The sequence below is a fragment of the Kitasatospora hibisci genome, from assembly GCF_043950205.1.
Lineage (GTDB): Bacteria > Actinomycetota > Actinomycetes > Streptomycetales > Streptomycetaceae > Kitasatospora > Kitasatospora hibisci.
The window spans coordinates 4,056,474-4,071,630 of record NZ_CP171642.1 but is presented as its reverse complement, the minus strand read 5'-3'; the positions used below and the strand labels follow the sequence as shown (position 1 = coordinate 4,071,630).

General features: G+C 72.7%; 10 protein-coding genes and 1 tRNA gene. 3 read left to right on the top strand and 8 right to left on the bottom strand.

Translation table 11 applies throughout. From position 1 onward, the window contains the following. Positions 1-240: 240 nt before the first annotated feature. From ACF9IK_RS17535 to ACF9IK_RS17515, 5 genes are all read right to left on the bottom strand, one after another. The gene (locus tag ACF9IK_RS17535; RefSeq protein WP_395295138.1) at positions 241-1,695 is read right to left on the bottom strand and encodes a peptidoglycan D,D-transpeptidase FtsI family protein; all 1,455 of its coding nucleotides are present in this window, start codon (positions 1,693-1,695) and stop codon (positions 241-243) included. Then, positions 1,692-3,161: an FtsW/RodA/SpoVE family cell cycle protein gene (locus tag ACF9IK_RS17530; protein ID WP_395295137.1), complete on the bottom strand. Its 1,470-nt coding sequence runs from the start codon at positions 3,159-3,161 to the stop codon at positions 1,692-1,694. Before ACF9IK_RS17530 ends, ACF9IK_RS17535 begins: the two co-directional genes overlap by 4 nt. A 147-nt stretch (positions 3,162-3,308) precedes the next feature. Continuing rightward, positions 3,309-4,958: a PP2C family protein-serine/threonine phosphatase gene (locus ACF9IK_RS17525; RefSeq protein ID WP_395295136.1), complete on the bottom strand. Its 1,650-nt coding sequence runs from the start codon at positions 4,956-4,958 to the stop codon at positions 3,309-3,311. Positions 4,959-5,010: 52 nt separating this feature from the next. Further along, on the bottom strand, positions 5,011-5,544 hold the full coding sequence (locus ACF9IK_RS17520) for an FHA domain-containing protein FhaB/FipA (RefSeq protein WP_395295135.1): 534 nt from the start codon (positions 5,542-5,544) through the stop codon (positions 5,011-5,013). Positions 5,545-5,556: 12 nt separating this feature from the next. Beyond that, positions 5,557-6,423 (bottom strand): FhaA domain-containing protein, encoded by an 867-nt coding sequence (locus tag ACF9IK_RS17515; RefSeq protein ID WP_395295134.1) that lies wholly within the window; start codon positions 6,421-6,423, stop codon positions 5,557-5,559. Between the two features lie 417 nt (positions 6,424-6,840). Between ACF9IK_RS17515 and ACF9IK_RS17510 the strand changes: the two genes are divergently transcribed. Continuing rightward, positions 6,841-6,924: transfer RNA gene (locus tag ACF9IK_RS17510), tRNA-Leu, on the top strand. 114 nt (positions 6,925-7,038) lie between these two features. Here the strand turns inward: ACF9IK_RS17510 and ACF9IK_RS17505 are convergent. Together ACF9IK_RS17505 and ACF9IK_RS17500 are read right to left on the bottom strand one after the other, a co-directional pair. After that, positions 7,039-8,184: a sensor histidine kinase gene (locus tag ACF9IK_RS17505; RefSeq protein ID WP_395295133.1), complete on the bottom strand. Its 1,146-nt coding sequence runs from the start codon at positions 8,182-8,184 to the stop codon at positions 7,039-7,041. Next, complete coding sequence (locus ACF9IK_RS17500) at positions 8,181-8,831, bottom strand: response regulator (RefSeq protein ID WP_395298603.1); 651 nt, start codon at positions 8,829-8,831, stop codon at positions 8,181-8,183. The genes ACF9IK_RS17505 and ACF9IK_RS17500 overlap by 4 nt, the downstream gene beginning before the upstream one ends. A 367-nt stretch (positions 8,832-9,198) precedes the next feature. Between ACF9IK_RS17500 and ACF9IK_RS17495 the strand changes: the two genes are divergently transcribed. Continuing rightward, a complete protein-coding gene (locus ACF9IK_RS17495; RefSeq protein WP_395295132.1) occupies positions 9,199-11,028 on the top strand; it encodes a phosphatidylglycerol lysyltransferase domain-containing protein in 1,830 nt (609 codons plus the stop codon). Between the two features lie 299 nt (positions 11,029-11,327). Further along, entirely contained in the window at positions 11,328-12,020 is a 693-nt protein-coding gene (locus ACF9IK_RS17490) for a hypothetical protein (protein WP_395295131.1), read from the top strand. A gap of 48 nt (positions 12,021-12,068) precedes the next feature. On the opposite strand, the gene ACF9IK_RS17485 is transcribed toward ACF9IK_RS17490, so the two are convergent. Next, positions 12,069-14,843: an ATP-binding SpoIIE family protein phosphatase gene (locus ACF9IK_RS17485; RefSeq protein ID WP_395295130.1), complete on the bottom strand. Its 2,775-nt coding sequence runs from the start codon at positions 14,841-14,843 to the stop codon at positions 12,069-12,071. Positions 14,844-15,157 lie beyond the last annotated feature (314 nt).

The following is a 15,157-nucleotide window of genomic DNA, read 5'->3' as shown; positions in this document are numbered from 1 at the left end:
CGCCGGTGAGGTTGTGACGTAGGTGTCCCCGCACGCCCTGAGTGACGCCGGCCCGGCCCCGGGTGGTTCTCGCGGTCAGGACCCTGCGGCGACCCGCGGGCGGCAACGGGCACACCCGCTGCTTGCGGATACGCTACCGGTCGCACCGCGCCGGACCGGAGTCAGCTCTCGGCCGATACCAGACCGGTATCCGTACGGGGGTGCCGATCGTGACATATCCCTCACTCGTGGCGGCCGCTGCTACTTCCCGAGGGCGGCCTGCATCACCGCCTTGGCGATCGGGGCGGCCAGCCGGCCGCCGCTGATCCCGTCGCGGTTGTTGGAGCCGTCCTCGACCACCACCGCCACCGCGACCGACTGGCCGTCGGTCGTCTTGGCGAACGAGGTGAACCAGGCGAACGGCAGGCCGGCGTTGTCCTCGCCGTGCTGGGCGGTGCCGGTCTTGCCGCCGACCTGCAGGCCGGAGATCCGGGCGTTCTTGCCGGTGCCGTTCTCGACCACGGAGACCATCATCTCCTGCAGCTTCTGCGCGGTGGCCGGGCTCATCGGCTGGGAGAACTGCTTCTCGGTGTGCTTGGAGATCGTGGTCAGCGAGGCCGACCGCTCCTGGTCCACCAGGTACGGCTGCATCAGCGAGCCGTTGTTGGCGATCGCGGCGGAGACCATCGCCATCTGCAGCGGGGTGGCCCGGGTGTCGTGCTGGCCGATCGCGTCCATCGCCGTGCCGTCCGGGGTGGAGGCGTTCGGGTAGAGGCTCTTCTCGGAGCGGACCGGGGTGTCCACCGTGCTGTTGAAGCCGAACTTCTCGGCCTGGGCCCGCATCTTGTCCCGGCCGAGGTCCACGCCGATCTTGCCGTAGACGGTGTTGCAGGACTGGTCCATGGCCGACTTGAGCGTGGCGTTCTCGCAGCGCTCGTTGGGGCTCTCGTTCTTCAGGTCGGTCTTGGTGCCCGGCAGGGTGTAGGGCTCGGGGGTCTGCGTGGTGTCGTCGATGTTCTGGAACATCCCGTTCTCGAACGCCGCGGTCGCGGTGACCAGCTTGAACGTCGAGCCGGGCGGGTACGTCTCGCGCAGCGCACGGTTGAGCAGCGGCTTGTTGGTGTCCGCGTTGAGGTTGTTCCAGGCCTCGCCGTCGGACTTCTCGAAGCCCGAGAAGGTGCTCGGGTCGTAGGAGGGCGTGGAGACCAGGGCCAGGATGGCGCCGGTGCGCGGGTCGAGGGCGACCACGGCGCCCTTCTTGTTGCCCAGGCCGTCGAAGGCGGCCTTCTGCGCCTTGGCGTTGATCGTCGTGACGACGTCGCCGCCCTTCTTCGGCTCGCCGGTCAGCATGTCCAGGGTGTTGCGGAAGAACAGCCGGTCGTCCGTCCCGGAGAGGATGCCGTCCTCCAGGTTCTCCAGCCCGGTGCTCTGGAAGGCCGAGGTGTAGCCGGTGACCGGCGCGTACATCGGGCCGTCGATCCAGGTGCGCTTGTACTTGTAGCGCAGGCCGTTGACGAACTCGGAGGAGGTGACCGGCTGCCCGCCGACGATGATGTTGCCGCGCGGGTGGGCGTAGCGGTCGAACTCCTGGCGCTTGTTGTTCTTGTTGGTGGCCCAGGATTCGGCCTGGACCCCCTGCACCCAGTTGGTGCGGACCATCAGGGCCAGGATCAGCACGAGGCAGAAGATCGAGACCCGGCGGATCGGCTTGTTCACGAGACGGGTCCTCCCTGGATCTCCGGGGTCGGCGACGGCTCGACCCCCGGTCGGCGGGCGTTGTCGCTGATCTTCAGCAGGATCGCGACCAGGGCCCAGTTGGCGACCACCGATGACCCGCCCTGGGCGAGGAACGGCATGGTCATACCGGTCAGCGGGATCAGACCGGTCACGCCGCCGGCGACCACGAAGACCTGGAGCGCCATCGCCGAGGAGAGGCCGACGGCGAAGAGCTTGCCGAACGGGTCCCGGGCGGCGACCGCGGTGCGCAGGCCGCGCTGGACCAGCAGGGCGTAGAGCATGAAGATCGCCATCAGACCGGTGAGGCCGAGCTCCTCGCCGAACGAGCCGAGGATGAAGTCGCTCTTGGCGGCGAAGTCGATCAGCCAGGAGCGGCCCTGGCCGAGACCGGAGCCGGTGACCCCGCCGGAGCCCAGCGCCATCAGCGACTGGCCGATCTGTTCGGTCGCGCCGACGGGCGGCTTGGGCGAGAAGGCGGCCATCGGGTCGAGCCAGGCGTCGATGCGGACCTTGACGTGGCTGGCGGTCGAGGCGACCGCGACGGCGCCTCCCACGGACATCAGCAGGCCGAAGACGATCCAGCTGGTGCGCTCGGTGGCGACGTACAGCATCACCACGAAGAGGCCGAAGTAGAGGAAGGACGAGCCGAGGTCGTTCTCGAAGATCAGGATCAGCAGGCTGAGCAGCCAGATCACGATGATCGGCCCGAGGTCGCGGCCGCGCGGCAGGTAGAGGCCCATGAAACGGCGGCTGGCCAGGGCCAGCGCGTCCCGCTTCACCATCAGGTAGCCGGCGAAGAACACGGTGAGGATGATCTTGGCGAACTCACCGGGCTGGATCGAGAAGGCGCCCATCCGGATCCAGATCTTGGCGCCGAAGTCCTCCTTGCGGGCCGGGAAGAAGGCCGGCGCCGCGAGCAGCACCAGGGCCGCCGCCATCGAGATGTAGGTGTAGCGCTGGAGGACCCGGTGGTCCTTCAGGAAGATCATCACGAAGATGAAGAACGCCACCCCGAGGCCCGACCACATCAGCTGGTTGGCGGCCGCGGGGTAGTTGTTGTGCAGCAGTTTCCCGGCCTTGTCGAGGCGCCAGATCATCACCACGCCGAGCCCGTTGAGCAGGGTGGCGATCGGCAGCATCAGCGGGTCGGCGTACGGGGCGAAGCGGCGCATCAGCAGGTGCGCGATCAGGGCGAGCGCACCCATGCCGAGGCCGTAGCCGAGCATGCCGGCGGGCAGCGAGTCGTCCATCGCGAGGCCCACGTTGGCGTAGGCGAGGACCGGCAGCACCACCGCGAAGGCCAGCATCGCCAGCTCGGTGTTGCGCCGGTTGGGCGTGCCCGGGGCCGAGATGGTGGTGTTGCCCCGGCGCCGGGAGGACGCGCGGTCCGCCGGTACGCCGTCGGACCGGCGGTTCGCGCCGTTGCTCACGTCGAAGGTGCTCATGCTCCCGCCTCTCCCCCGGCCGCCGACGGTCGCTCGGCAGGGGCAGGCGCCCACGCGCGCCTCTCGATCATTCGCTCGCTCACTTGGGGGCCGCTCCCTGACGGCCGGCGGGCCCGCGCCGGGCGGGCCTATGTCGGGTCACGGCCGTCACGGCTTCGGGCAGGAGTCGGCCTTCTGCCGCTCCTCGTCGGAGAAGCCGGGCAGGTCGCCCTGCGGCCCGGTGGCCGGGGCGGCGGCGCTCTGGCTGGGAGCCGCCGTGCTGGGCGTCGGGGCCGGGGTCGCGCTCGGGGTGGGCGCGGCCGGGGCCCGGCCGGTCGCGGACGGGCTGGGCGAGCCGGCGGCCAGGAACCCGGCGTGCGCCACCGCGGCGGCGGGCACCGCGGTGGGCTGGCCGGCCGCAGGCGTGCCCGCGGTGGTCTGGCCGTTGGCGTTCGCCCGGGCGTCGGCGACCCGGTGGCAGAAGGCGGCCTGCTCGGCCAGCTTCTTCACCTTGTCGTCGGCGTCGCCGAAGCTGCTCGCCGTGATGGTGTTCGTCACATGGGTGCGCTGGTCCTGCGGCAGGTACTTGAGCTCGATGTCCTTGTACGAGGTGTGCACCGAGGACAGGCTCAGCCCGACCAGGTTCTGGTTGAGGCCCTGGTAGATCGCGACGTGGTCGCCGTCCGCACCGACGTAGTACTGGTCCTGCGTCCACTTGTAGCCGAAGAAGCCGGCACCGCCGAGCAGGCCCAGGGTGACGAGCGCCACCACCGAGAGCTTGAGCGCCTTGCCCTTGCGCTTGCGCGGCGGCTCGTCGTCGTAGCCCTCGGTGCCGTAGACGGAGGGCTCGGCGGCGCCGTAGCCGCCGTCGTAGCCCTCCGCCGGGCCGAAGCCGCCCGGGGCGGCGTCGTACCCGCCGTCGTAGCCCTCGGCGGGGCCGAAGGCGCCCTGCGGGGTGCGCCCGAGGCCGGCCGCCCGGCCGGCCGGGGTGTCGGCGATCGAGCGGTCGGCGGCGGCCGAGGACGGCGGGGTGTCGGCGACCGCGCCGACGACCACCGGGACGTCGTTGAACTGCCCGCTCATGGTGTCCGTGACGCCGACGTCGATGACGTCCGCCACGATGCAGGTGATGTTGTCCGGACCGCCGCCGCGCAGCGCGAGCTGGATCAGCTCCTGCACGGTCTGCTCGGGCGAGTAGAAGCTCCCGAGGGTGTCCTGCAGGGTCTGGTGGCTGACCGGACCGGAGAGGCCGTCGGAGCAGATCAGGTAGCGGTCGCCGGCCCGGACCTCGCGGATCGACAGGTCGGGCTCGACCTGGCCGCGGCCGTCCAGCGCCCGCATCAGCAGCGAGCGCTGCGGGTGGGTCTCGGCCTCCTCGGGCGTGATCCGCCCCTCGTCGACCAGGCGCTGCACCCAGGTGTGGTCCTGGGTGATCTGCACCAGCGAGCCGTCCCGCAGCAGGTAGGCGCGGGAGTCGCCGACGTGCACCAGGCCCATCCGCTGGCCGGTCCACAGCATCGCCGTGAGGGTGCAGCCCATGCCTTCGAGCTGAGGATCCTCCTCGACCATCTGCCGGAGGCGGTCGTTGGCGCCCTGGACGGCGTCGCCGAGCAGGGTCAGCAGGTCGGCGCCCGGCACGTCCTCGTCCAGGCGGACGATGGAGCCGAGCACCTCGGAGGACGCGACCTCACCGGCCGCGGCGCCGCCCATGCCGTCGGCCACGGCAAGCAGCCGCGGCCCGGCGTAGCCGGAGTCCTCGTTCCCCTCCCGGATCAGCCCCTTGTGGGAGCCGGCGGCGAAGCGCAGCACCAGGGTCATGCGACCTGAGCCCCCCTCTGGGTCATGGACGGGATGCTGTCCCTCATGCGCTCTACTTCCGCAGTTCGATGACGGTCCTGCCGATACGGATCGGCATGCCCGGCTGGAGCGGTGTCGGCGCGGTCAGGCGCTGCCGGTCCAGATAGGTGCCGTTGGTGGAGCCTAGATCCTCCACCGTCCACTGCCCAGTCTGATCGGGATAGATCCTGGCATGCCGGGAGGACGCGTAGTCGTCGTCCAGGACGATCGTGGAGTCGTGCGCGCGGCCCAGCGTGATGGTCTGGCCCTGCAGCGCGACGGTGGTCCCGGCCAGCGAGCCGGCGACGACGACCAGCTGCGTCGGGGCACCGCGGCGGCGGCCGCCGCCCTGGGTCTGCTGCTGGGCGGCGGGCTGCCCCTGCGGGGCGCGGCCGGGGACCGTGGCGGCCCCGCCGGTCGCGGTCGCGGCACCGCCGCGGCGCGAGGACCGGGGGTTCACCCTGGTGCCGAAGAGGTCGCTGCGGATCACTTGGACCGCGACGATGACGAAGAGCCACAGCACGGCGAGGAAACCCAGCCGCATGACCGTGAGGGTCAGTTCAGACATAACCGCGCCGCTCTACCCTTCGACCTGTCGGTAGACGATGGTGGTGGAGCCCACGACGATTCGCGAGCCGTCGCGGAGCGTAGCGCGCTGGGTGTGCTGTCCGTCCACCACGATGCCGTTGGTGGACCCCAGGTCCAGCACCATCGAGGGGGTGCCGGGGCGGATCTCGGCGTGCTTGCGGGAGACCCCGGGGTCGTCGATCCGCACGTCGGCCTCGGTCGAGCGGCCCAGTACGCAGGCGTTCCCGGAGATCTGGTGGCGGGCGCCGTTCACCTCGATCCAGCGGCGGACGGAGGTGCCGTGGCCGGCGCCCGGGAACGGGCGCACGTTGCCGCCCGCGGGCGGGGCGGCGGAGGGCATGGCAGGGGGTGCGACCGGCTGCGGGGGCGCGCTGTACGCGGCGGCGCCGGGCTGCTGCCACGGCGCGCCGGGGGCCGGGGCGGCCGGCTGACGGCCGTAGCCGCCCCCCTGGGTGGGCTGCGCCGGGGCCTGCTGCTGCGGCTCCTCGGCGGCCAGGGTGCGGCTGCGCACCCGGTACAGGCCGGTGTCCAGGTCGTCGGCCTTCTCCAGGTTCACCTGGAGCGGGCCCATGAAGCTGTACCGCTGGGCCTCGGCGTACTCGCGGACCATGCCGGCAAGCTCGTTGCCCAGCTGGCCGGAGTAGGGGCTCAGGCGCTCGTAGTCGTGCGGGCTCAGCTCCACGATGAAGTCGTTGGGCACGACGGTGCGGTCGCGGTTCCAGATGCTCGCGTTGTTGTCGCACTCGCGCTGCAGAGCGCCGGCGATCTCCACGGGCTGGACCTCGGACTTGAACACCTTGGCGAAGGTGCCGTTGACGAGACCCTCAAGTCGCTGCTCGAACTTCTTCAGCACTCCCATGGGGCACCCCCTTCCAGGGTTCGTTCGCCTGCCTGCCGACCGGATCCCGGGGAGCCGGTCGCGCCTACTTGCGGTACTTCCGTACTGATCGTATCCACGCCGGGGCCATCCATACGGTTCCCGGACCGCGTGGTGCCCGGGGGTGGGCTCGGACACACAGGGTGACGCATCCCCGCGGCAGCATGCCAGGGCTACCCCTCCGACGGGAGCCCCATCCCTCGCTCGCCAGTTCGCCGGGCATCCGTTCGGATGCGCTCGGCCCCTCCGGGAAACGGATTCGGAGGTGGCCCGAAGGTCGTGCTACTGTTTTCCACGTCGGAAGGGGCGCCCGCAAGGGAGCCGGATCGAAGAACCGCGAAGGTCCACATGGTACCGGGCGGGTCGGCTGGTCGGCTGGCAACCACGACAAACACCCATGCGCGGGTGGCGGAATAGGCAGACGCGCTGGATTCAGGTTCCAGTGCCCGAAAGGGCGTGGGGGTTCAACTCCCCCCTCGCGCACAGCGAAGCCCCGCAGATCTTCGGATCTGCGGGGCTTTCTCGTCGTCTCCGCGGTGCTGTCGCCCCGGCCCGCTCCGGGCGGTCCCGGCCAGCCGGGGGAGGCCTCGGCCGGGCTCAGCCCCGGCTGGCCGGCAGGTCGGCGCGGACCTCGAAGCCGCCCCCGGGGGTCGGCCCGGCCGTGAGCGTGCCACCGAGCAGCTGGGCGCGCTCCCGCAGGCCGACCAGCCCGTGCCCGCCGCCCGGCAGCGTCTCGGCCGGCCGTACCGGTGGGGCGTCGTTGCGGACCTCGACCCGCAGCCGACGGCCGCGGGCGCTGACCTTCACGTGGACGGCGGCCTCCGGCGCGTACTTGGTGATGTTGGTGAGTGCCTCCTGCACCGTCCGGTAGGCGGCGCGTTCGACCGCCTCCGGCCAGGTCCGGTCGCCGGGCGCCAGCTCGGCCTCGGCGGCCAGACCGCTCTCCCGGATCAGCTGGGGCAGGTCGGCCAGCCGGGGCTGCGGGGCCAGCGGGGCGTCCGGGCGCAGGCCGGAGGTGCGCAGCACCCCGACCATCTGCCGGAGCTCCTCCAGGGTGCGCACGGAGAGCTCCCGGATGGTCCGGGCGGTGGCCGCGGCGGCCGGGTCGGCGGTGCTTACCTGGAGCGCCCCGGCCTGGATGCTGATCAGGCTGACCTGGTGCGAGACCACGTCGTGCATCTCCCGGGCCAGTCGGCCGCGCTCGCTGATCAGGACCCGCTCCGCGAGCAGCCGGCTCTCCCGCTCCTGGCCCCGGGTCAGCTCGTCCAGCCGTGCGGCCAGCTCGCGCCGGGTGCGCGAGAGCAGCCCGGTGGCGGCCGGGCCGGCGGCCAGCATGACCGACTGGATCGCGTACAGGGCGGTGTCCCGGTTGAGCGCGAAGGTCTGCTCGGAGAGCGGCCAGTGGAAGAACTCGACCAGGGCGAAGAGGGTTGCGCACGGCACCACCACGCGCGGGGAGGGGCGCTCGGCGGCCACCGTGTAGACGGCGGTTATCGGGGCGAGCCAGATGTCGTCGATGTAGCTGCCGGGCATGGTCAGCAGCAGCACGGTGACCGGGAAGCGCCGGCGCCAGAGCAGTACGACGGCGGCGAGCGTCGAGAGCAGGACCTGCCACCAGGGCGCGTCCCGGGCCACCAGCGCGGCGTCCACCAGGGAGTAGAGGGTGGGCAGCAGCAGCATCAGCCAGGGCGCGGTGTACCAGGGCCCCGCCGGTCTGGCGGGCGGTGGTCCGTCGGTGCTCATGCGCCGTCGCCGGGCCTGGGCCGCACCAGGCCGGCCCGGTGGGCGATGACGGCGGCCTGGACCCGGTTGGCGGCGCCGAGCTTCCCGAGGATCGCGCTGATGTGGTCCTTCACGGTGCCGGTGCCGAGGAAGAGCCGGTCGGCGATCTCGGCGTTGGAGAGGCCCTCGCCGAGCAGCGCCAGCACGTCGAGCTCGCGGCCGGTGAGGGAGCGGGCCAGGCCGGCCGCCTCGGCGTCCGGGCCGCCGCCGTCCACGTAGCCGCCGATCACGGTGCGGGTGACGGTCGGGGAGAGGATGCTGCCGCCGGCCGCCAGCACCCGGACGGCGTGCACCAGCTGGTCCGGGGCGGTGTCCTTGAGCAGGAAGCCGACCGCGCCGGCGCGCAGGGCGGTGCCGATGTACTCGTCGGTGTCGAAGGTCGTCAGCATCGCCACGGCCGGCGGATCGGGGAGGGCGCGCAGCCGCCGCAGCACGGAGATGCCGTCCAGATCGGGCATCCGGATGTCGAGCAGCACCACGTGCGGGCGCAGGCGCTGGACGCACTGCTCGGCCTGGCCGCCGGAGCAGTCGCCGACCACCTCCAGATCGGGGGCGGACCCGACGATCAGGCCGAGGCCGGAGCGGACCAGGATCTCGTCGTCGACGATCAGCACACGGGTGGTGGTGATGGTCCCCTCCTCGGTTCGGGCGCCCGGGCCCGCCGGTCCGCGCTCGATGTGGTCTGTTTGCGCGGTTTCGAGACTAGTGCGTGGCCGGCGATCCGCGCCGGGCCGGCGTGCGCGGGGAGCCGAACGCACGGCGGGGCGCGCACCCCCGCCGTTCGGCGGGGGTCGGAATCGCCTACCGGGTTCACGCAATTCTCATCCGGGGTGGGGAACCATGGAATTGGCTGCCCCTTTGCCGGTTCTTCCGGCCTCGGCGAGGGCCGCTGGTCAGTCCGTCGGGCCCGTGCGGGCGCCCGGCGCCGGGCCGTGTGCGGATGCGCCCCACCATCTGATCGTTTGGAATTGAGCTGTGTCGTCCACTGTGAAGCCGGAGCCGTCCGCCGCCTCGACCGGGGCCCGGCCGGGTTCCCCGCTGGACCGCTGGCGCCCGCGGGCCGCGACGGCCACCGTCTGGTACCTGCGCCTGATCGCGCTGCTGAACCTGGTGACCGTGCTGCTGGCGCCGTTCCGGGACCAGGTCGAGACGCACAACGAGGGCGAGTACTTCACCCCCTACCTGATGACGGCCGGCCTCAGCAGCGCCGTGCTGTCGGTGTTCCTCGCCATCGCGATGCGGCGGCGCAAGCGGGCCGCATGGATCTTCAACACCGCACTGGCCGGGCTCTTCGCGCTGCTCTACCTGGTGGCCATGGCGCTGCCGGGCGAGGGCTTCGACCGGCACCCGCTGAACTACGTCTCCACCGTTCTCACCTGCTCCTTCGTGCTGGCGCTGCTGGTCGGGCGGAAGGAGTTCACGTCGAAGGGCGACCGTTCCAACCCGAAGACCGCGGCGGCCACCTTCGTCGGCGGCCTGGCCTTCGGCGGCATCGTCGGCGCCTTCCTGGTCTGGCTGGCCAACGACCGCTCCGGCGCAGACTTCTGGGACCTCTTCCGCTACTCGGTCGGCCGCATGATCACCATCACGCCGTCCGAGCACCTGCGCTCGGTGATCTCCGCGCCGACCTGGGTCAACGCGGTGATCAACGCGATGGGCGCGGTGCTCTTCCTGATCGTCCTCTACGTGGCCTTCCGCAGCCCCCGGGGCAAGGAGCTGCTGACCCCGGAGGACGAGGAGCAGCTGCGCGCCCTGCTGGACCGGCAGGGCGAGCGGGACTCGCTGGGCTACTTCGCGCTGCGCCGCGACAAGGCCGTGGTGTTCTCCCCCAGCGGCAAGGCGGCGGTGACCTACCGGGTGGTCGGCGGGGTCTCGCTGGCCTCGGGCGACCCGATCGGTGACCCGGAGGCGTGGCCCGGCGCGATCGACGCCTGGCTGGCCGAGGCCCGCGAGCACGCCTGGGCGCCGGCCGTGATGGGGGCCTCCGAGGAGGCCGGGGTGATCTACGCCCGGCACGGGCTGGACGCGCTGGAGCTGGGCGACGAGGCGATCGTCGAGCTGGACGAGTTCTCGCTGGACGGCCGGGCGATGCGGGTGGTGCGCCAGGCGTACAACCGGGTCAAGCGGGCGGGCTACACGGTGCGGATCCGGCGGCACGAGGCGATCCCGGAGTCCGAGATGGCCGAGCTGGTGGCCAAGGCCGACCAGTGGCGCGACGGCGCGACCGAGCGCGGCTTCTCGATGGCGCTCGGCCGGCTCGGTGACGCGGCCGACGGGCGCTGCGTGATGCTGGAGTGCCACGACGGCGACGGCGAGCTGAAGGCGCTGCTGAGCTTCGTCCCGTGGGGACCGGACGGGCTCTCGCTGGACCTGATGCGCCGGGCCCGGGACACCGAGAACGGCTTGATGGAGTTCATGGTGATCGAACTCCTGCAGCGGGCGGACGAGGTCGGGCTGAAGCGGGTCTCGCTGAACTTCGCGATGTTCCGTTCCGTTTTCGAGCGCGGTTCGCGACTGGGTGCCGGGCCGGTGCTCCGGCTCTGGCGTTCCGTACTGGGCTTCTTCTCCCGCTGGTGGCAGATCGAATCCCTGTACCGGGCCAACGCCAAGTACCGGCCGATCTGGGAGCCGCGTTATCTGCTCTTCGAGAAGAGCAGCGAGATTCCGCGGATCGGTATCGCGAGTGCCCGGGCCGAGGGCTTCATCACCGCACCGAGCCTGCCCGCTCTGTTCCGTCGTCGGCACTCCGGGACCGCCGTGGCGGCTCCCCGGGTGCCGGTGGCGGCGCGGGACGGGAAGGGGTAGTCCCTCCGCCGGGGGGCGGAGGGGACCGGTCGTCCGGATGGGGGTGTTTCGTGCTGTTCCCTCCCCCCAGAGGATGACGCGACTCCACTTATATGCCGATGTGGATTCATTAATCGGCTTCTAATGTTGGGGTGGTCGGGAAGGCGTTCCGGCTTCGGGGATGGCTTCGGGGATTTGGAGAGACTGCTGTGATTGACCTGACCCACGCGGGGGGCGTGCGAAAGGGGCCGCTGGCTATTGCCGGAGCGGCCGCTGTCGCCGAGTGGGGATTGCTGTTCGGCACGGTTCGCCGGCGACTCGTGGCGAAGAAGTTCGCCGCCGTCCCGCTCGCCACCGCTGCGACGGCCATGATCCTGCTGTTCAGCATCGTCCAGCACCTGCCGGGCGGAGAGCGGCTCGTCACCCACATCGGGGTGGTGAAGGCCGTGCTGCCGCTGGAGGTCTCGCTGCTGCGGACGCCGCTGTCGCTGTACGTGCCGGCGCTGGACCTGCCGGTCTGGGGGGCGCTGGCGCAGGTATTCGTGGTCTTCGGCATCGCCGAGATCGTGCTCGGCCGGCGGCTGACCCTGGTGGTGGCCTACGCCTGCACCCTGGCCGGGACGCTGTTCGCCCGGGTGGGCGTGGCGATCGGCCCGGAGCACGTGTTCGGGTTCCCGAAGTGGGTCGCCTACGTCCGTGACACCGGCCCGTCGGCGGCCGTGGTGGCTCTGGCGATCTGCATCGCCTTCCGCTGCCGGGCCTGGTTCACGGCCGGCCTGGTGGTGGCGCTGATGGTCGGCGAGGCGATCATCCTGCCGAACCTGGCGGGTCTGGAGCACGTGGTCGCGGTGATCACGGCGCTGCTGATCGCGGTCTCCGTGGAGGTGTTCGGGGACTTCTGGCCCCGGGTGCTGGCCGGGGTCGGCGCGGCCGCATCGGTGGCCGCGGCGGCCTCGATGGAGGTGGCCGCCGAGGCCCGCCGTCGGACGTCCGCCGGCGCCGCACAGGCGTGAGCTCCACCCGCTCGCCGGGGGTGCGGTTCGGGCGAGCGGGCAGCGGGATCAGGCCGGGGGAAGCGGGAGTTCGAACCAGACCACCTTGCCGACGGCCTTGCGGGCGGTGCCCCAGTGTTCGGCGAGCTTGGTGACCAGGGTCAGGCCGCGGCCGGTCTCGCCGAGCTGCTCGGCAGGCTCCAGCGACGGCAGGTTGTGGTTGTCGTCGCTCACCTCGACCAGCAGCTTGTCCACCCGGATCAGCTGCAACTGGACCCGGTCCCGGGCGACCCGGACGGCGTTCGTCACCAGCTCGCTGACCAGCAGCTCGGTGGTGTCGCTCAGCATCTCCAGGTGCCAGGCGGCCAGCTGCTTGCGGACCAGGGCCCGGGCCCGGCGGACCTCGCGGTGGTCGACCGTGAGGTCCCAGGTGGCCACCTCGGTCGGCGCAACGCCGTCGAAGCGGGCCACCAGCAGGGCGACGTCGTCCTTGCGGTCGTCCGAATGGAGCCGTTCCAACACCACGTCGCAGGCCTCCTCCGGGCTCTGCCGCGGGTCGATCAGGTTCCCGCAGAGCGCCGCCAGCCCCGCTCCTATGTCGCCGCCCCGGACCTCGACCAGGCCGTCGGTGCAGAGGACCAGCATCGAGCCGTCGGAGACGTCGATGGTCTTGGCGACGAACGGCACCCCGCCGACGCCGATCGGGGCCCCGGCCGGGATCTCCAGCAGCTCGCCGCTGCCGTCCGGGTGCACCAGTACCGGGGGCACGTGGCCGGCGCTCGCCAGCTCGCAGGTCCGGTTGATCGGGTCGTAGACCGCGTAGAGGCAGGTGGCGAGGTGGTCGTCGCCGAGCTTGTGGGCCAGGTTGTCCAGATGGCGCAGCAGCTGGCCGGGCGGCAGGTCGAGGGCGGCCAGGGTCTGCATCGCGGTGCGGAAGCGGCCCATGGCGGCGGCCGAGTGGATGCCGTGGCCCATCACGTCGCCGACCACCAGGGCGACCCGGCTGCCGGGTAGTTGGATCGCGTCGAACCAGTCGCCGCCGACCTCGGCCTTGGAGTCGCCGGGCAGGTAGCGGTGGGCGATCTGCACGCCGGGGATCTGCGGCGGGCGGGTCGGGATCATCGAGCGCTGCAGCGTGGTGGCGACCTTGGACTCGGCCCGGTGCAGCCGGGCGTTGTCCAGCGACAGCGCGGCGCGGGCGGCCAGCTCCTTGAGAGTGGCGGCGTCGCCCTCGTCGAAGGGGAGCCGGTCGGGCAGCCGGAGGAGCTTGAGGATGCCGAGCACGGTGCCCCGGGCGGAGAGCGGCACCACCAGCATCGAGCGCCCGGTGACCACCGAGGCGAGCCGGGGGCCGCCGAGCGCGGAGGCGTAGTCGACGGCGACGTCCGGGCTGACCACCGGGACCAGGACCGGCTGGTTCAGCTGGAGCGCCATGCCGGGCGGTGTGCGGCGGGGCATGGCGACCAGCGCGCCCTCGGCGAGGACGTGGTCCCACTGGCCGGCGGACTCGTTGAAGACCAGGGCGACCCGGCGGAGCATGGTGTCGTCGTCCGGCCGGGCCTCGGGCAGTTCGGAGTCGGAGATCAGGCCGTCCACCAGGTCCACGCAGGCGAAGTCGGCGACCCGGGGCACGAGCACCTGGCAGAGCTCGTGCGCGGTGAAGCCGAGGTCGAGGGTGGTGCCGACCTTGCCGCCGACCTCGTTGAGCAGGGCCAGCTGCTCGCCGGCCTGGCCGTTGGTCAGGAACGGGCCGAGCCGGCCGCTCGGCCGGGCGCCCTCCTCCGCGGTGATGGGGCAGGGCGGGGTCGGCGGGGGTGTGGCCTGGTCGTCCCGGCCCGTCGGGTGGCCGTTGGCGGACGACTCGACGGCGGCCTGCTCGATGGCGGGTCCTCCTGCGGTCGGGGTGGCCGCGCCCGGAGCGCCCGGAGCGCCCGGGGCGGCCGCGGGGTGCCCGGTGGGCTGGCCCGCCGCGGCGGGGGCGGCGGGCCGCTCGGCGGCGTCGCGCTGGACGGGCAGCGGTCCGGCGGATCGGCGGCCGGGCGCGGACTGCTCCGGCTGCGGGCCGCTCCGGCCGGCCCGCTGCTGGGCGGTCGGGTAGCGGCGGCCGATGCCGGCGGCGGCCTGGGCGGCCCCGGTCGGCGGGTCGGCGGGCAGGACGGGCAGCACGGTTCCGGGGTCCAGACGCAGGGCGGGCCGGCCGGCGCGGCCGAGCCCGTCGAGCAGGGCCGCCCGGCGTTCGGCGGAGCCGGCCGGGAGCAGCCGGGCGAACGGCTCGGGCACCGGGCGGCCGGGTGCGGTGAGGGCGGCGGAGAGCCGGTGGAAGCCGCCCCGGGCTGCGGCTGCGGCGGCGAACGGCAGCCGGCGCTCGCCGAGGGCGAGCCGCGGGCCGGCCGCGCGCAGCGGGCGGGCATCGGCGGCCAGGGCCAGCAGGCCGGCGGACGGGTCGGCCGGGCGGTAGGCCCACCAGAGCACGTCGCGCAGGTGCTCCTCACGGTCGACGACCGACATCTGCCCGGCCCAGGCGCCCTCGGCGGCGGTCAGTTCGGCCAAGGTGCCCAGGGCGTCGCAGCGGCGGCGGGCGCCGGGGGCGCTGGGCCCGGGGACGCTGCGCGGCTCGACGGCGGGCAGCAGGCCGGCGGCCGAGCGGTCCCGGGCGACCTCGGCGCGGTGCCCGAACAGCTCCTCTGCGGCCCGGTTCCACTGCGCGATCCGGCCCGTGCGGTCGACCAGCACGAGGGCGAGCCGGACCAGGGCGACCACGCCTGACGACTGGTCACCCGACGCGGCTCCGGGGGCGGCCGCGGTGGCCGCCGGACGCGCTGTGGAGTTGGGCTCGTCCACCATGGATTCGGTCTGCTCCCGCCTGGCCGCCACGCCTGGAGGCGGCCCGTCTCTACGGAGGAAGGCACGCTGTGCGGATACCAGCGAAGCACGGACCGGGCCGGACCCGGTACCGAAACGAGCAGATTCATCAGTATCAGTTGCGTGTCACTCGGCGTGCGCCGGTCCGCACTCCCCGTCCACCGGAGGCAGCGCCCCGGACGGAGGGTCCGCCGAGGGCACGTGGCCGGGAAACCGCCCGGGGTAGGGTGGCAGGCCGAGCCGTGCCGTGCGGCGGGCACCCGGAGGGCCGGGCGGCAGGTCGAGGGCGGCGCCAC